Annotated in this window: 16 protein-coding genes and 4 pseudogenes; 14 read left to right on the top strand and 6 right to left on the bottom strand. The window is 36.0% G+C overall.

Annotation, left to right across the window (positions count from 1 at the left end; genetic code table 11):
• Nucleotides 1–185 precede the first annotated feature (185 nt).
• Both EGX73_RS00270 and EGX73_RS00265 read left to right on the top strand, forming a co-directional pair.
• Nucleotides 186–2,348: a PTS transporter subunit IIBC gene (locus EGX73_RS00270; RefSeq protein WP_123866618.1), complete on the top strand. Its 2,163-nt coding sequence runs from the start codon at nucleotides 186–188 to the stop codon at nucleotides 2,346–2,348.
• A 212-nt stretch (nucleotides 2,349–2,560) separates the two neighbouring features.
• Complete coding sequence (locus EGX73_RS00265; RefSeq protein ID WP_010725664.1) at nucleotides 2,561–3,385, top strand: endonuclease/exonuclease/phosphatase family protein; 825 nt, start codon at nucleotides 2,561–2,563, stop codon at nucleotides 3,383–3,385.
• A 70-nt stretch (nucleotides 3,386–3,455) separates the two neighbouring features.
• On the opposite strand, the pseudogene EGX73_RS16430 reads toward EGX73_RS00265, so the two are convergent.
• Both EGX73_RS16430 and EGX73_RS16370 read right to left on the bottom strand, forming a co-directional pair.
• A pseudogene (locus EGX73_RS16430) lies at nucleotides 3,456–3,587 on the bottom strand (DUF3788 domain-containing protein); the annotation flags it as partial.
• 154 nt (nucleotides 3,588–3,741) lie between these two features.
• Nucleotides 3,742–3,867, bottom strand: coding sequence for a hypothetical protein (locus EGX73_RS16370; protein WP_260606320.1), 126 nt, complete (start codon nucleotides 3,865–3,867; stop codon nucleotides 3,742–3,744).
• A 262-nt stretch (nucleotides 3,868–4,129) separates the two neighbouring features.
• Between EGX73_RS16370 and EGX73_RS00260 the strand changes: the two genes are divergently transcribed.
• Nucleotides 4,130–6,706: an endo-1,4-beta-xylanase gene (locus EGX73_RS00260; protein WP_123866617.1), complete on the top strand. Its 2,577-nt coding sequence runs from the start codon at nucleotides 4,130–4,132 to the stop codon at nucleotides 6,704–6,706.
• 680 nt (nucleotides 6,707–7,386) lie between these two features.
• On the opposite strand, the gene EGX73_RS00250 is transcribed toward EGX73_RS00260, so the two are convergent.
• Entirely contained in the window at nucleotides 7,387–7,491 is a 105-nt protein-coding gene (locus EGX73_RS00250; RefSeq protein ID WP_109840873.1) for a type I toxin-antitoxin system Fst family toxin, read from the bottom strand.
• Nucleotides 7,492–7,695: 204 nt separating this feature from the next.
• Between EGX73_RS00250 and EGX73_RS00245 the strand changes: the two genes are divergently transcribed.
• The 11 genes and pseudogenes from EGX73_RS00245 to EGX73_RS00190 all read left to right on the top strand — a co-directional run bounded on the left by EGX73_RS00245 (nucleotide 7,696) and on the right by EGX73_RS00190 (nucleotide 14,906).
• On the top strand, nucleotides 7,696–7,908 hold the full coding sequence (locus EGX73_RS00245) for a helix-turn-helix transcriptional regulator (protein ID WP_010731575.1): 213 nt from the start codon (nucleotides 7,696–7,698) through the stop codon (nucleotides 7,906–7,908).
• Nucleotides 7,889–8,092, top strand: a complete 204-nt coding sequence (locus EGX73_RS00240) for a hypothetical protein (RefSeq protein ID WP_010731574.1) — start codon at nucleotides 7,889–7,891, stop codon at nucleotides 8,090–8,092. Before EGX73_RS00245 ends, EGX73_RS00240 begins: the two co-directional genes overlap by 20 nt.
• 162 nt (nucleotides 8,093–8,254) lie before the next feature.
• On the top strand, nucleotides 8,255–8,551 hold the full coding sequence (locus EGX73_RS00235) for a bacteriocin immunity protein (RefSeq protein ID WP_123866616.1): 297 nt from the start codon (nucleotides 8,255–8,257) through the stop codon (nucleotides 8,549–8,551).
• Between the two features lie 139 nt (nucleotides 8,552–8,690).
• A pseudogene (locus EGX73_RS00230) lies at nucleotides 8,691–8,825 on the top strand (IS256 family transposase); the annotation flags it as partial.
• Nucleotides 8,826–9,248: 423 nt separating this feature from the next.
• Nucleotides 9,249–9,848 carry a tyrosine-type recombinase/integrase gene (locus tag EGX73_RS00225; RefSeq protein ID WP_070415749.1) on the top strand — a complete coding sequence of 200 codons (600 nt, stop codon included), beginning with the start codon at nucleotides 9,249–9,251 and terminating at the stop codon, nucleotides 9,846–9,848.
• 48 nt (nucleotides 9,849–9,896) lie between these two features.
• Nucleotides 9,897–10,601 (top strand): Fic family protein, encoded by a 705-nt coding sequence (locus EGX73_RS00220; RefSeq protein WP_123866615.1) that lies wholly within the window; start codon nucleotides 9,897–9,899, stop codon nucleotides 10,599–10,601.
• 117 nt (nucleotides 10,602–10,718) lie between these two features.
• Nucleotides 10,719–10,907: a hypothetical protein gene (locus EGX73_RS00215; RefSeq protein WP_123866614.1), complete on the top strand. Its 189-nt coding sequence runs from the start codon at nucleotides 10,719–10,721 to the stop codon at nucleotides 10,905–10,907.
• A gap of 750 nt (nucleotides 10,908–11,657) precedes the next feature.
• Entirely contained in the window at nucleotides 11,658–12,665 is a 1,008-nt protein-coding gene (locus EGX73_RS00210) for an Abi family protein (protein ID WP_123866613.1), read from the top strand.
• Between the two features lie 470 nt (nucleotides 12,666–13,135).
• A pseudogene (locus tag EGX73_RS00205) lies at nucleotides 13,136–13,363 on the top strand (DDE-type integrase/transposase/recombinase); the annotation flags it as partial.
• A 64-nt stretch (nucleotides 13,364–13,427) separates the two neighbouring features.
• A pseudogene (locus EGX73_RS00200) lies at nucleotides 13,428–13,550 on the top strand (IS3 family transposase); the annotation flags it as partial.
• Nucleotides 13,551–14,333: 783 nt separating this feature from the next.
• Nucleotides 14,334–14,906 carry a hypothetical protein gene (locus EGX73_RS00190; protein WP_123866611.1) on the top strand — a complete coding sequence of 191 codons (573 nt, stop codon included), beginning with the start codon at nucleotides 14,334–14,336 and terminating at the stop codon, nucleotides 14,904–14,906.
• Between the two features lie 84 nt (nucleotides 14,907–14,990).
• Here the strand turns inward: EGX73_RS00190 and EGX73_RS00185 are convergent, their stop codons facing one another.
• The 3 genes from EGX73_RS00185 to EGX73_RS00175 all read right to left on the bottom strand — a co-directional run bounded on the left by EGX73_RS00185 (nucleotide 14,991) and on the right by EGX73_RS00175 (nucleotide 17,538).
• Nucleotides 14,991–15,581: an SOS response-associated peptidase gene (locus EGX73_RS00185; RefSeq protein WP_029486102.1), complete on the bottom strand. Its 591-nt coding sequence runs from the start codon at nucleotides 15,579–15,581 to the stop codon at nucleotides 14,991–14,993.
• Between the two features lie 93 nt (nucleotides 15,582–15,674).
• On the bottom strand, nucleotides 15,675–16,178 hold the full coding sequence (locus EGX73_RS00180; protein ID WP_029486101.1) for a hypothetical protein: 504 nt from the start codon (nucleotides 16,176–16,178) through the stop codon (nucleotides 15,675–15,677).
• Entirely contained in the window at nucleotides 16,162–17,538 is a 1,377-nt protein-coding gene (locus tag EGX73_RS00175) for a Y-family DNA polymerase (protein ID WP_123866610.1), read from the bottom strand. Before EGX73_RS00175 ends, EGX73_RS00180 begins: the two co-directional genes overlap by 17 nt.
• Between the last annotated feature and the right edge of the window lie 22 nt (nucleotides 17,539–17,560).

Raw genomic sequence — 17,560 nt, 5'->3', positions numbered from 1 at the left:
TGAAAAAACAAAATAAAAGCGATTGTATCAATATTTACTACTATAATATGAACAGAAATAATGTATAAAGAACGATTGGGTACTTACAGAAAAAGCATAAAAATACGAAATAAAGCATTTACAAAAAAAGAAACACACGCTATAATAACTAACAACGAAACCGATTGCACAAAGGAGACGAGGAAATGAAAAAAATATTTAGCTTTGAGTTTTGGCAAAAATTTGGAAAGGCTTTAATGGTCGTTGTGGCAGTTATGCCAGCGGCAGGTTTGATGATCAGTATCGGTAAATCGATTCCGTTGATCAATCCTGATCTTGCACCTTTAGTTACAACGGGTGGCGTGATCGAAAATATTGGTTGGGCAATTATCGGAAATTTACATCTTTTATTTGCACTAGCGATAGGTGGTAGTTGGGCAAAAGAACGAGCAGGGGGAGCATTCGCTGCGGGGATCTCATTTATATTGATCAATCGGATCACAGGAGCAATTTTTGGTGTGACTAATGAGATGTTGGCAAATGAAGACGCATTTACGCATAACTTGTTTGGCACGAAAATCATGGTTAAAGGGTTCTTTACCAGTGTATTAGAAGCACCAGCACTAAATATGGGGGTATTTGTTGGGATTATTGCAGGGTTCGTTGGGGCGATGGCATATAATAAATATTACAATTATCGTAAATTACCTGACGCATTATCGTTCTTTAATGGAAAAAGATTTGTTCCTTTTGTAGTTATTTTGTGGTCAACGATTGTTGCATTGATTCTTGCTATTGTATGGCCGAATGTCCAAGCAGGAATCAATAACTTTGGATTGTGGATTGCAGAGTCAAAAGAAAACGCTCCGATTTTAGCACCATTCCTATATGGTACATTGGAACGTCTATTGTTACCATTTGGCTTACATCACATGTTGACGATCCCAATCAATTATACGCAGCTGGGTGGTACCTATGAGATATTATCTGGTGCGCAAGCGGGAACACAAGTATTTGGACAAGATCCTTTATGGTTGGCGTGGGCGACTGATTTGGTCAACTTGAAAGGCGCCGGCGACATGTCGCAATATGAATTCGTATTGACGAACTGGACACCTGCTCGTTTTAAAGTGGGACAAATGATTGGTGCTTCCGGTATCTTGATGGGATTAGCACTAGCGATGTACCGTAATGTTGATCCAGACAAAAAGTCTAAATATAAATCAATGTATTTTTCAGCAGCACTTGCAGTTTTCTTAACAGGTGTAACCGAACCATTAGAGTTCATGTTCATGTTTGCAGCTGTACCTCTTTACATTGTTTATTCTCTGATCCAAGGGGCAGCTTTTGCAATGGCAGATATTCTACCTTTACGTGTCCATTCATTTGGGAACATTGAACTATTGACACGTACACCATTAGCGATCAAAGCAGGATTAGGTAAAGACTTGCTCAATTTTGTTATCTGTGTCATATTATTTGGAGTATTGACGTATTTTGTGGCAAACTTTTTGATCAAAAAATTCAATTATGCTACACCAGGACGTAACGGGAACTATGATAACGACAGTGAAGAAACGCCATCAGGTTCTGCAACTAATGCAGATCAACAAATCATTAAGATCATCCATTTGTTAGGTGGAAAAGGAAACATCAAGGATGTAGATGCTTGTATGACTCGTTTACGTGTCAGCGTCGAGGATCCTGGGAAAGTCGGTTCAGAAGAAGAATGGAAACGTGCTGGAGCGATGGGCTTGATCGTTAAGGACAAAGGTGTGCAAGCCGTGTATGGACCAAAAGCGGATGTGTTGAAATCGGATATTGAAGATTTACTACAATCAGGCGCTGATATTCCAGAGCCAACAGTTGAGGCAACAAATAAAAATGAGAAGAATGAAGAGAAACATGTTTTAGGTATCGAAAAAGAATTATTCACTGTAGCAACTGGTGAGGTAATTGCTTTAACAGATGTGAATGATCCAGTCTTTTCACAAAAGATGATGGGTGATGGCTTTGCTGTCATTCCTGCCACTGGAGAAGTGACGGCACCACTTTCTGGTAAAATCGTGAGTGTCTTCCCAACCAAGCATGCAATTGGCATGCAAACAGCAGAAGGAGCAGAAGTTTTGATCCATATGGGACTGGATACTGTTCAGATGAGCCAGCCAGCGTTTGAGATCTTAGTTTCTGAAGGCCAAGAAGTAATAGCAGGAACAACGATTGCTCAGATGAATCTAGATGCAATCAAGAACGAAGGGAAAGAAACGACGATCATAGTAGTCTTTACAGATGACAAAGTCAATGGGCTGACCATCAATAAATTAGGAGACACTGAACGAGGAACAGTGATCGGGAAAATAAACTTGTAAAGAATCACAGAAGTTCATGTGTGTATTTCATATCGAAAGAATGTGTTCGATGTGTGTAACTCCTAGAAGTAAGCCGATAATCCCGAAATTGCTTTTCCTATTTCAGGGATTATTGGCTTATTTTTTGAATAAACTACTTTGGGGTCTTTACCTATATGGATCCAGAAGGTGGGAGCAATGTTTCGACCCGTCCCATTAAGAAGGAGAATTATATGAAAATAATGACGTTGAATACGCATAGCTGGTTAGAAGAGGAACCACAAGAAAAATTAAAACAGATCGCTCAAAAAATCTGTCATGAACAATATGATGTGATCGCATTGCAAGAAGTCAATCAAACGATGGACGCAAAACGACTAACCAGTGAGCAGCTGAAGAATTTTAGTCAGGTGCAGGAACAAACGCCTGTCCGCTCGGATAACTTTGCCTATTGCTTGATTCAGCTCTTAGCAGAACAAGGTGAAACTTACTATTGGAGTTGGGAAATGAGTCATATCGGCTATGCTATCTATGAGGAAGGCAATGCGCTTCTTTCCAAACAACCACTAACTAGTCAAACGCACCTAGTCTCCGAAACAAAAGAAAAAGAGGATTACCATACTCGAAAAATATTAGTAGGTCAAACCTCTGTCAAAACACAATGTATTACTGTAGCAAGCTGTCATTTTTCTTGGTGGGCAGATGAAAAAAGCGGATTTGCATTTGAGTGGAAAGAATTAGAAGCAAGTTTAGCGCCTCTTACAACACCACTGTATCTATTAGGGGATTTCAACAATCCTGCTGAAGGCAGCGGGTACGATTTAGTGGCAAAAAGTCAGTTGCCTATTCGTGATGCTTATCCAATCGCGCAAAAAAAACAAGCTGAAGCAACGATCGAAAAGAGAATCGATGGCTGGGAAAACAATAAAGAGGGGCTACGTATCGACTATATTTATGTACCACAAGATTGCTTTGTTACAAGTTATCAACGTATTTTTGACGGGGAAAATGGCCCGATTGTCAGTGATCATTATGGGGTAGCAGTCACGTTGGAGTGAAGAGAAACGAAGGAATATTGTCACAATAAGAATATGGGACAAATCTAAAAACCAGGTTTGCTACAGACTCTCGAATAAACGACGGGAGCAGAAGCAACTCCTTCTTAAATAAGCCGAAATGAACAAAAATTTGAAAAGCAATTTTCGTTCATTTCTTCTTATTTCTCGGAGTTAAACACTTCTGTGCTAACCTCTCTCAAATAAACGACGTCCGAAAGGCAGGTTTTTCGGAAATTTAAAAAAAACGAGCAATACAAAAAATGTATTGTTCGTTTTTTCTCTAATTTCTCATAAACGATTTTTGTCTCGACCTCATTTTTTTATGAATGTATCCGACTTCTAATAAACATGATGAATTAAATCAGCCAACCAATGAAGGTCAACCCGATGATGAAATAAAAGAAGAGCGGCAAGTCATAATATAAGGTGATCTCATTGATACCATTATGCTGTTTGACGATTGGCGTACCGATGTCTGTCAATTCATATACTATGTATATAGTTAAGCTTTATATAATGGAACTGTATATTAAGAGGAGTGTCTTTATAGAGAGTATAAGATATACTTAATATATTCAATATATCTGATATGTTTCATTTAATAGCAGATATATACTACAGATCCCTTGAATTAGTGTTCCGGCTGAAGTAAAAAACCATTCTGATAAATTAATTATAGACATCTTTTCTTAAATAAAGTAAAATACACCTAAAGTATTGAAAGCGGTAACATAGGAGGATTTTATGAAAATTAAATTATTAACGTTCATTGTACTGAGCACTTTACTTGTAGGATTAGCTTTTCCATCTGTTTCCCTTGCTGAATCAGATGAGGGTTATCATATCACTTTTGAAGACGGGCCAGAAGAGTTTGGACCAAGAGGTGAGAATGAAACAGTCGAACAAACAAATGAGGATGCATATGAAGGAGAGCACGCATTAAAAGTCACTGGTAGAACAGAAGCTTGGAACGGGCCATCGCTTCAAATTAGTGAATTAGTAGAAGAATCTATGGAATATCATTTTTCCGTTAGGGTGAAACTTGTAGACGAAGGATCCGCTGAATTACAGTTATCCACTCAAATTGGAGAGGGGAATACTGCTAGCTATCAGACCATTGATAATCAAAGGGTTGATTCTCATACATGGAAGCTTTTAGAAGGGACTTATAGATACGACTCTATAGTCGATGATTTTATTAGTGTTTACGTTGAAAGTTCAGGGAATGATTCCGTTTCTTACATGATTGACGATTTCACTCTAACCCCCACTGGCAACAAAATAGAAACACCAACTCAATCGGATGTCCAGTCAATAAAGGAAGTGTATGAGGATTACTTCTTAATAGGTAATGCTGTATCTATGTCAGATTTGGGTGGGCAGAGATTAGAGCTTCTTAAAAAGCATCATAATTTGGTAACTGCTGAAAATGCGATGAAGCCGGAATCATCTTACAACGCTAATCAGGAATTTGACGTTACCGATCAAATAAGATTGGTAGATAGAGTGAAAGAGGAAGGATTACTGCTTCACGGACACGTATTAGTCTGGCACAAGCAATCACCAGAATGGCTACATACGAGTGATGGAGAACGATTGTCGCGGGAAGAAGCTTTAGCTAATATGGAAAGTCACATAGAAAAAACCATTTTAGCATACGGGGACAGCGTTATTTCATGGGATGTAGTAAACGAAGCAATGGATGATAATCCAAGTGACCCTGAAATGTGGCGTTCCATGTTAAGACGATCAGAGTGGGCTGAAGCCATTGGAGATGACTATGTTGAATTGGCTTTTATGAAAGCTAGGGAAGTGCTAGATGAAAACGGTTGGCACGATGTCAAACTTTACTACAATGACTTCAATGAGGATAAACAAAATAAAGCCACAGCTATTTATCATATGATAAAAGAAATTAACGAAAATTATGCAGAAAACCATCCTGGTGAACGTTTAATTGATGGCGTGGGAATGCAAGGACATTACAATATGGGAACCTCTATAGATAATGTCAGGAAATCTATAGAGCGATTTAAAGAGTTAGATGTAGAAATAGGTGTTACAGAGTTGGATATTGCAGCAAACACTACTTCGGAATTAACAGAAAAAGAAGAAATTGCTCAGGGAATTCGGTACGCTAAGCTATTTTCATTGTACAAAGAGCATTCTGACGTAATCTCAAAAGTAACGTTTTGGGGGTTAAACGATTCTACAAGTTGGCGATCGGAAAATAGTCCTCTTCTTTTTGATAGGGACTTACAGCCCAAAAAGGCCTTTGAAGCAGTTATTGACCCGGAAGGCTTTTTAGCAACCTATGCTTCAGAGGATGTGCCAGTGGAAAATAGGCGGACTGTAGCAACTTATGGGACCCCTGAAATAAGTGAAGAGTTAGATGAACTTTGGTCTGCAGCGGATTCTATAGACGTGAATCGTTATCAAATGGCTTGGCAAGGAGCCACGGGTGTGGGGAGACTTCTTTGGGATGAAGATTATCTATACGTTCTCGTAGAAGTCGATGATAGCACTATTGATACGACTGGTGAAGAAGACTGGGCGCAAGATTCGATAGAAGTATTTCTTAGTGAGACTCGTCATTCTGACTCTTCATATAAAGAAGGAGATGGTCAATACCGGGTGAATGCAGATGGTGAAGAAACTGTTGGAGAAACAACGGCTCAGGCCATTGAGCGTTCACTTGTGACCCAAACGGCTACAGGATACAGTGTGCAAATGGCTATTAAATGGCAGGTTTTAGACCCTGAAGAAGGAGATGCCATTGGTTTTGACTTACAAATAAATGACGCGACATCTGGAAACAGAGAAAGTGTAGCTATATGGAATGATTTAAGTGGCCAAGGGTATCAAAACCCCATGGTCTTTGGTGAGCTTGAATTAGGAGGATCCAGTGTTGATTCAGTTGATCCAACGGAACCAACGGAACCAACGGAACCAACGGAACCAACGGAACCAACGGAGCCAACGGAACCAACGGAACCAACGGAACCAACAGAGCCAACGGAGCCAACGGAACCAACGGAGCCAACGGAGCCAACGGAACCAACAGAACCAACAGAACCAACGGAACCAACAGAGCCAACGGAACCAAGCAAGCCGACAGAACCAAGTAAACCAACAGTACCAAACAAACCAGTAGACACAAACCCAATTGAAAACCCAGTTAATACAGATACAACGGTTAAAGGTTCAGACGGAAAAATGAAAGTTTTACCAAAAACAGGAGAAACAAAAAATATTGCATTGTCTGTCCTAGGGTCATTAATAGTATTAGGATCAGCATTCATTTTTAAAAAGAGAATCTAATTAAGTATTTATAAAAGCATGGTCGCAAGTTTCACTAGCAGCCACGCTTTTATTGGATCATTGTAGTACGTTTTGAAGGGGAATCTATACTTTAAAATTAAACAAGCGCTTAGAATCGTTCTAGGCAACACCAGTAACAACCGTAGAATAAGCAATTTGGAATCATTTCAAAACCAGGCTATAATAAAACAGTTAATAATTGCGTTGAAAGCGGTTTCTATGTAAAATAATAATGAGATTTATCATTTTTACTGTACAAATTGTAAAGCATATGAAGAAGCTCGAATGGAAGGAGGTTAACGAATTTGAAAAAATTTTCAATAATAATTAATGTTGCATTTTGCGTTATGTTGCTATTTTCGATTTGTATAGTATTTTTGGGATTTAATAAGAATGGAAACTATAGTCTATATATTATTGGTGGTATTCTTCTGATACTAGGTTTGTTGTTCAATTGGTATTGCTTTAATAGATTTGTAAGCAGAAAGGATAAATAATGAAAAAAATTTCGTTTGAAACCGTAACTTGGCTTCATTTTGAAATCATGCTATAATAAATGTGCGAAACGATAAGATTTGTTGTTGCACAACAACACAAAAGCCCAACCTATGTCGAGTAGGTTGGGCTTTTTTTGCACTAGTTGCGATGGCTAGCGTTGTGGGTTAGGTAGCAACTTGCTTTCAATCGTTGTCTTTGTCCTTCTCTTCTAACCAATGAGAAAATAGTTCAGTGACTATGCCAACAAGTACTGGCGCAACGATTAACGATAAGATTTGGTAAAACACAACAACACCCCCTTACGGGGCAAGTTGCCGTTAATTAGTATAGCATACTTAATATTCTAAACAGTTGATAAATTAAGATAAAATCACTTATCACAAATCACCTATCACAAATCACAAGTGATTAATCACTTGTTTATTAAGATATTAAAAGCTATAATTTAAATAAAGCGTGAATTTTATTACACAAAAAGAGGGGGGAGAAACTTGGAACTAGCATTTAGAGAAAGCTTAAAAAAGATGAGAGGTACCAAATCAAAAGAAAAATTCTCCCAAGAATTAGAAATGAGTAGATCAAATTATTCACGAATAGAATCAGGAAAATCAGATCCAACCATAAAAACACTAGAACAAATTGCAAAGTTAACTAACTCAACGCTAGTAGTGGATTTAATCCCAAATGAGCCAACAGAACCATAAAAAACTATCAAAACTGAATGAAAACTTATTGATTCAGTTAGATAAAAATCAAACATTATTAGATCAGCAACAAAGATTAAGTTTAAATGATATAAATAATATCAAAATGTTAGAGTCAGAATTAGAAGAAGAGAAAGAAGAAAAAGAAACTAAGTGGTATAATATATTTAAGAGGAAAAAATAGTTACATATTAAAAAATATGAGTTTGTCACAATAAGAATTAGTCAAGTCCACAATCTTGTGTAATTGACTCGATTTTTTGATAATTGATTTAGATAAAAAGTGACTTCGAGAAATTATAATAAAATTATTTAAAAGTAAATTAAAATTAAGGAGGATTAATAAATGAGTAATTTAAAATGGTTTTCTGGCGGAGATGATCGAAGCAAAAGAGCAGAAATAATTATTACTGAATTATTAGATGATTTAGAGACAGATTCAGGAAATGATTCCCTTCGAATGGTATTGCACACCTACCTTGGAAATCTGAAAAATGAAGGAACTTCAGTACCTTTAATTTTAAGTCGTATGAATTTAGAAATATCAAATGCAATAAAAAAAGACGGTGTATCTTTAAATGCAAAGCAATCAAAAAAATTAAAAGAATTGATGTCTATATCTAATATAAAATATGGTTATTAGTAATTTCGGTTGCGTCAAGAATTATGTGTAAATGGAAAAAATCATTCTGTCGGTTAAGTTAAAACATTGATTCTAATGTATCTTGTATTTCTTTAAAACCTTTATGAATCCGACACAAAAACTTCTGATTATAGTTGTTGAATTGAGAAACTAAGAATCACTAGAGCATTTCCTAGTATTCATCTTTGATACATACAATCAAAAATTCTTAAATAGAAGCCATAAAGGCTTCCAACAAGTGACGGATACATTAGCTTCAATGTTTACTGAGTAACCCATTATTTTGCAGAAGGACGAGTTATTTACACAAAATTATTGACGCTCCCTATCTACTTTATTGGATCCATAACATGACTAAATTCTGAATACTTTTTAAAGCTTATCATTTGGTAAAACTGAATATAAGTTAATTATATAGACTGAAAATTTTGAATTTTCAGAATAGAATAACTTAAAAGTACTGACAAAATTTTTTAAAGGGGCAATATTAATGTTCTGAGATAATCAAATCTTACCGAAAATATCAAAAGTCCAATGTGACACAAACTGATTCTGTCACATTCGTCAAAATCGCTCCATCCTTAGAGGCTCTAAGAGGAAATCACTTTTCTTTGAGAGCCTTTTTTCTATAGCGTGTTTAAATGTGACTTATTATCTGGTATAATCATATTAAGTAACATTTGAGAGGGGGCTAAAAATGAAGAGCGTGGAACCGATTCGCGACAAAAAAAAGATCGATGCCATGAAGGCCATTTTGGCTTCCGGAAAATATGGGCAACGAAATTTGGTGCTTTTTTCGATCGGGATCAATACGGCGTATCGAATCTCCGATTTGAGACAGTTGAAATTAAGTGACGTGTTAGAAATTTCCCGTGGACGGGTGATTGTCAAAGAACGTCTGGCCATGAAGGAACAAAAAACGGCCAAACACAATTCGGTCTTCATTTCGAACAAATTACGAAAAGTGATTCTCGATTATGTTCAATCCGAATTTCCTGAGCAGCTGCAAGTACATGACTTCAGCAAGTATTTGTTTCCAAGTCGAAAGGGAGCAGATACGCCTTTAACCCGACAAAGCCTTTGGCGGATCATTCATGAAGCTGGCACGGCGGTTGGGTTGAAAGAAATTGGCCCGCATTCGATGCGTAAGACCTTCGGCTATTTTTTATATAAGCAAGGGACCAAAACCGAGATCATTCAGTCACTACTCAACCATTCTTCGCAGCGGGAAACCTTACGCTATATTGGGATCACTCAGGAAGATAAAGATACTGCCGTAAAGAGTTTGGATCTGTGACAGAATAACGCCCTATATAATAGAAGGAAAAATTCAAGAGGAGAGAAAATGAACGAAGAAAAGCATCCGAAATTTCCTGACAAATACCACTTATCTCGCAAAGAGTCTGTGTATTTATTGAAGAAGAACATTGTAGAGCTGGTGTATAATGCGGGAAAATTTGAAGGGCTGAATACAACATTATTACAAACAGAAGAGATTATTAAGCATAATCGGGCCAATAACGTGGCTGTAGATGATGTCCTGACCGTCGTTAACTTAAAAAGAGGCTTTGAATTGCTTTTAAACGACGTACAGGAGCCCTTAATAGAGACAAGTAAGCGGATTAATCGGGTTATTGCAGCAGAAGAGTCCCTTTTTCCTGATGAAATACGAATAGGTGGGGTCGCAGCATCGACTATTCAAGTAAGATATATTCCACCAATTTTAACTGAAGCTGAGATAAGGGATCGATACCAAGAATTAATGGATCAAAGTATATCAGAAACTGAAAAAGCGTTGTATCTGTTTTTATTTATTACAAAATATCAAATATTTTGTAATGGGAATAAGAGAACAGCGTTGTTAACAGCTAATAAGATTATGTTAAGAAACGGTACTGGGTTATTATCGATACCTGAATCTGTTCTCGAAAAATTTAATATACTTTTATCCATGTATTTTAATAGAAGTCAAGCTAGTGATGAGGGGGCAATCTTATCATTTATGTATGAGCAATGTATCTTCGGTATTAATTATTATCAAATAACTTAAATTATGATTTTAGATACATCAGAAAAATACAACCCCAGAAAATGAACAAAAAGAGCAAATTATTTTTTTTGATGAATCTGATGGATATATAAGAACACGTAGAGGAGTGGTTTGTTAGTGTTAATTAAAGACTTGATTGAAGAAAAGAAAAAGGATATAGAATTCGCAGAAGCTTATGATAATGAAGGAAGTAATCTTAAAACTGATATAGAAGAGGAAAGTGGCATAGAATATGAAGTTGAAATACTTGCTTATCAAGCTTTAATCGAATATGATTCTGCATTCAAAGAATTGGTCGACCAATGATTAACTTCTGAGACATGTTTTGAGAGGTATAAGCTTTGATGAAATTTACAAAGCAGCTGTTTCTATCAATTTAATTAGCTATTCGCTTTTAAAGCAAGTAATTATCGAAAACTCATAAGAAATATTTGATAAAACAGAAAAAAAGATGAGAATATAAGATTGTAGATAACTTGAGTATCTACTTTAGCTGTGATAATTTTTGGTGTGCTGGAATGCACTGTTGATTTGAGCTTCAATAGGGTTGTGTGTGTACACCTCAAACCAGCAATTAAAACACTCATGCTTTAACTTTAAATATTTCGAAAGATATTGGTTAAAGAATACATCCGATGAAGGTTTCCAAATGTTAATTAAAATTAATATGAATACGAAATTAAAAATCTGTAGAAAAACTATCAGTTAAATACGTTATATTTAGTTAAAACAACTCTGTAAAAGCTAGTTTATTAAATCTACCTTTATAGTTATGAAAATACTATTTATTTAACTATAAAATAGTGACTGAATTTAATTCATTAATGCTATTTATTTTTTCTATAATTGATTATTAGAATCTGACCATAAATAATTCTAAATTTGCGGTATGAAAATTTGGAATGATTAAATAAAAAAGCTCACTTAAAATTTGATATTTTTACGTTTGATTTGTTGACGTATATTAAAGCCAATGGTATATTTAATGTACCAGCACTTGTATCGTTCCCTGTTTTTTAACATAGCGTTATGAGTCTTTTTTTTTAGGAGAAATTTATGGGAGATATTCAAACAGTTTTTGAGTCATCAATTGATCATAATAAAGTTATGAAACCATTTTGTTCTATTGATGAGTTGATTAATAAATTGAAAACAGCTGAAATTAATCCATTATCTTTTGATGCAAATGAAATTCTTTTTGCGCAAGAATTTTTTACGTATACTAATTACTACTCTTTCTCTATTTATAGAAAGCATTTGCCAGATAATGATGAAAAAAAGTATTCATTTTCTGATTGTATGATATTGTATGATTTTAATATGTTTTTACGATCAGAAATCAGTAGAATTACCGGTAGGATAGAGTTGATGCTAAAATCAACTTTTGTTAAAAGCTTGTGCCAAAATTATTCTGGTGATTTGCAAAAAGGCGAATGTTATTTGGATAGCACCATTTATACATCTAAACGAGTCTACCAGGATGAAATAAATGTGATTGATCGCCGTATACAAGATAGAATAAAGACGCTTCCTATCGCACATCATATTAAACACAAAGATGGAAAAATACCATTGTGGGTTATTGTTCCTGAATTTACGTTTGGAGAGATGACTGGGTTTATTTCTTCCTTGGATGATGAAATAAAGATTCAATGGATAAAGGAGTCTTTTTTAGATTTAAATAGGATAAATACAAATATCTATGGTGACGAGATTATTAAAAAAATGTTCGGATGGTTTTCTTCAACTTGGTATATGAGGAATGTTTGTGCCCATTATGGAAGACTGTACGGTAGTAACTTCAATGTGGGATCACCTAGTTTTTTTTCGGAGGATTTTCGGAAAATAAAAAGGTATGGGAAGAAAAAAACATATAATAGAGATCTTTTTGCATATATGTTGGCAATAAAGAATATATTATTATTTCATTCGTTATCTGTACAAAGTGATTGGAATGGATTTTTAGAGGGGATAAGAATTTGGATCGAAGAAAATCCTGAGACGATACAATTAAAGAAAATAGGATTCACAGAGAATTGGAAGGATGTACTTACAATAAAGTGATTTTAATAAAAAATCACTTTATTTTTAGTTTACATAAGATATATTATGTAAAGATTAAGATATTAAACAGCTTAAAATCAAACTGTTATATACGTGCTAAATATTTATGTTAACTATAACCTTATTTTACGCGAATTGTAAAATTAAGTTAGATAAATAAAGAGTCATTCGGAGTACACTCCAGATGTAATTCCGTCCAGAGAATACATAAGAGAGTGATCATGAATGTTTTATCCTCATCTTACCACGGATGAACGAGTGATGATAGAGGCTGTGGATTACCAATATACAAAAATTGCCCCTATTGCATCGTCACTGAAGCGTGGACGTTCACCCATTTACAATATCATCTACTTTTTGAAACCGAAGTAACCTACTCTTCATTACTACAAGTAATGCAAAGCTACAAGAAAATGCTGCGAGGGAAAGAAAATCATCCTGACTCAAGGACAAGAAGCGTACATTAAAGAAAAGGGACAGAACATCGTACCATTAAATACCTGAATAATTTGATTGAACAAGACCATCGTCCAGTAAAGAGACGCAATAAATTCTATCGAAGTTTACGCACTGCCTCTACCACGATTAAAGGCATGGAAGCCATTCGAGGATTATATAAGAAAACCCGAAAAGAAGGCACTCTCTTCGGGTTTTCGGTCTGTACTGAAATCAAGGTATTATTGGGAATCCCAGCTTAAATCATAGATACCGTAAGGGATTTTATTCTTTATTTAAAACTTTGCAACAGAACCCTATGAAGATTATGAAGTCGCGCATGTCGCTTTGTTTAGGTACATTGAGGGATTTTACAATCGTAAACGAATCCACAGCAGTATAAATTATTTAACACCCAATCAAATGGAGGAGCTGACTATACAGGTTTAGGCCTTGCCAGCCACTCACATTTTTTTGGCGAGATTTCCATAGGGCTTTAACTTCATCGCTTTGATTAGCGGTCAAACGGTTTTGGTTTAACGGCTGGTCGAAACGATGAGACGATCGCCCGCCGGAATCTCGAAAAAACTCTCACAAATCGTGTCCGAGGTATTGACTCAAATCCATATCTACTCTGGTTGTGTCAGCTGGATATAGATACATTTGAGACTTTCGAAGTGATTCTGAACAAAATTAAACATAGCAACGACAAAAGAGCGAACTTATAAGAGATTCGCTCTTTTAGTATTTCATTAATAGGAGATAAAACCGAAAACTATTAAAGAGTACAAAATTAATGTTAAAAACAATAAGAATTGTGTTGATTTTTATATACACTGAATTTATACTTAAAATATAGACAAAGCAAACGTTTTCAAGGATTAATATTAAGTTTAAAATAGGAGTGATTTATATGGAATTTTTATCTTGGATTTTATTACCACGAACTATTTTCTTCTTTTTGCTAGTTTTCTCTTTACTTTATTTAATACCTGATTCTTTAGTTCCAAAGGAAAAAATGAGGAAGTGTGCAATCACCGTTTCTCTAATCTATATTTTATTAGATGGTCTATTACCACTTCTTGCATTTAATATAAATTAGGAGGTAAGTATATGAAGAGAGTTAGTTTGATGTTGGGAGTTGCTTCAATCGGTTTGTTTGCTTTAGGTGTGTGTGGTACAACTGAAGTTTCTGCTTCATAGACAGGTACAAATTTTCTTGAGTTTAGTCTTATGAGCGATAATTCGGAAAACGGTGCCGACCAACTTAGGCTAGTCAATGAAGAAGTACGTTCTCCGGAAGAATTTGTACAAACGTATTTAAATGAAGATGGCTATCTTATTGAATATTCAATTGACACTTCAGAAGCTAACTTTTACGATGCTGATGGCAACGAACTTGAAGAAAAACCAGAATTTGTCGAAAGACCAAAAATATCACCAAGAGGTGTTTCTGGAGGGTCATGGCAGACTGGTAGCGGGTATTCTGTTTGTACTGGTATGAAAGTAACTGCTTCTATATTTAATGCCTATAAGTCTTCTTTCAAAGTAAATTTTGAATTGAATCAATCCTCTAGACAAGGAAAAATAAATAAAGTCTATGGAACAGAAATTCAAACATATGGATATTATGACTATTCATGGACTACTTACACTAAAATATTCAGAGCACAGTCTTCTACTAATGCACGAGCCTATGCTGGTCACCAGATTAAATTGAGTAACACTGGTAAAGGTGGTGGATCCTCACAAGTTAATAATTTTTTCCAAATCAAAGGGTTAAATTACAGTCAAACTGGTAGTTAAAAATACTTTGTACGTTTTTACTCTAACGGTTTAATAACAAATAAAAGGAAGTGAGTTATTTTAACTCGCTTCCCTTTTCATTTATTATATTTTTGTTGACACTCTGATTAATTCCGGCATATCCGCTGTAAGATAGTTTCGTGCAAAATCTAAATCAGTGATCCACTCTTTAATGTGATCTTTTTGAATGATCAGCGGCATGCGATCGTGGATAGGCGAAACCGATTCATTGGGTTTTGTTGTCATAATAATAGACTCGGTTTCAAAACCCGCACCTGTTTTATGGATACGATAGAATCCACCTAAATAAAAAACGTCACTTTCTCTTGAAGTAAACAATAGTTTTCGTTTTTCAGAATCCCATTCGTAAAATCCGGATAGAGGAAAAACGCAACGGTTTTCTCTGAAGGCTTTTGAGAAAGTCTTCTTTTCTTCTACTGTTTCTGCACGAGCATTGATCATAAGCTGCCCTTTTTTGAATCCCTGGAATCCCCAACGGGTGATTCCAGGGACAATCTTTGACTCTTGATTAATTCCTAGAGTCACCACATGATTTGAAGGAAATACTTCTTTGACTGCAATTCGAATATTTTTTTTTGTAGCGTTTGGTGTTACCTGTTCATAGTAATTTTTCAACTCTTCTGATGATAGATCAAAAGAATAACGTCCACACATATTTTTCGCCTCCAGTATTTAATCCAATGATAAAAATGTGTGCCACAGAGCGTTTCTAAGCCGTTTTAAAATACCAACGATAAGGAATCCACTTCAATCGTCTTCTAAAAAGGGCTGATAATACTCGTTTTTTACTAGTTCAACTTCGGAATCGTATTTTTTGTTCTTCTCTTCAATTTTACCTGGAGATCCTTTATTTCGAAAGTAAGCAATATCGAACCATTTTTGTTCCTTTTTTATTTCAATATGACGGACGTCCGGCCAAAATATTTGCTGATCGTTGATGACAAAGTAGTCTTCGTATGCTTCACCTACGAATAAGCCCTCAATCGGATCTAATAAGCGTCCAAATTCGTCTTTCGTATTGAGTTGAATAGAAACCGGTTTGTGATAAAGAAATGATTCTGAGAGAATAACGTCAATTTCTTCTCGATTCATTAATTCGAGAGCAGCAACTTCTTTTGTTGCCCAGGCTTCATTTTCTTTTACGCCTTTCATTAATTCGTCCATGGCATAAGCAGTCCCCCACTTTAAACCGAAAGGGCGATCATGGTACTCATTGTAATTTAAAAAAGCTTTCTTAGTTCGCTTTACCACTAGAACCACCTTCGATTCCAGCCATGCCTCCTGCATGGCCGCCGACTAATGATGATCGAGCGATTGCACGTCCGCCCTCCAGGAGACTATTCGCGTGAACAATTGATTTAAAACCATATTTTTTTCGTATAGTGTCAACCACATAATCGATTTTCAAGTCTTTTACTTGTTCGTCAGGATCAGCAAAGATGTCCAGCTGTAAAGCATTAGAAAATACTAGCTTTGAGCAATTTACGCCCACATGTCTAATATCCTGATATTTGTAATGACGATTAAATATCTGAAGTAGATAGCTTGCGATTTGTTTGCTGCTGTTGGTTGCTGGCACCTTCATTTGCTGACTAAAACCACGATTGCCAGCTCGATCGACGTAGCCCATAGAAAAGCCGATCCACAAAGATACGACTTCAGCTTTGGCTCCTGCACGTCGTAACCTGGTTGCTACTTGATCAGCCATTTCATTTATGACGATTTCGATTTCATTTCTTCTAGTATAATCACGATTCAAAACCTGACTGTTGCCTATCGATTTTGATTTAGGTGAATATTTTTGACCTAAAAAGGAGCGATCTATTCCCCAGGAACTTGCAAATAATTGCGTACCTAAAACACCAAATTTATCTTTGAGCTTATAGTAATTCGCATGAGCAAGATCATACATGTTGAAAATGCCCATACGGTACAGTTTAACAGCAGTTTTACGTCCTATACCCCACACGTCAGTTAAATTGTCAATGATCCAAAGTTTTTCTCGGACGTCTTCATAACGCCACTCTGCCCTCATATGAGGATTTTTTTTACTTTCGAGATCCAGAGCAAACTTGGCCAAAAGAGGGTTGTCACCTATTCCGACTGTTGTATAGATTCCGGTACGCTTATAAACGTCAATTTGGATCATTCTAGCCAACTCATTTGCGTCTTTAGCACCAAATAATCGCAATGAGTCTGTGACGTCTAAAAAGCTCTCGTCGATACTATAGACAGCATGATTTTGTTCGTCTGCGTACTCTTTGTAGATATTGTTGATTTCCATGTTTTTGCGCATATACAAAGACATTCGCGGTGGAGCAATTATTAGATCCTCCGGATAAGGAAACGGTAAATCCCTTGCCCTGCTTACGTTTGAAATTCCGTATGCTTTTTTTGCAGCTGGAGTTGCAGCCAGGATTAAACCACTCCCCCTTAAGAGCGGATCGTCTGATGGATAGGACATGACAACTAGCTTTGCTTGTAATGGATTGAGTCCACGCTCAACACATTCAACCGAGCCATAAAAACTTTTGCAGTCGATACAAAGAATATCGCGTGAGGGTTCCTTCGAATAGTCGAAGGTAGGATTCACACCAAACTGCATGACCATAATAAATCCCCTTTTCAAAATA

This window comes from Enterococcus sp. FDAARGOS_553, from assembly GCF_003812305.1.
In the GTDB taxonomy this organism is placed as follows: domain Bacteria; phylum Bacillota; class Bacilli; order Lactobacillales; family Enterococcaceae; genus Enterococcus_D; species Enterococcus_D gallinarum.
This window is presented reverse-complemented; position numbering and strand designations above follow the sequence as displayed.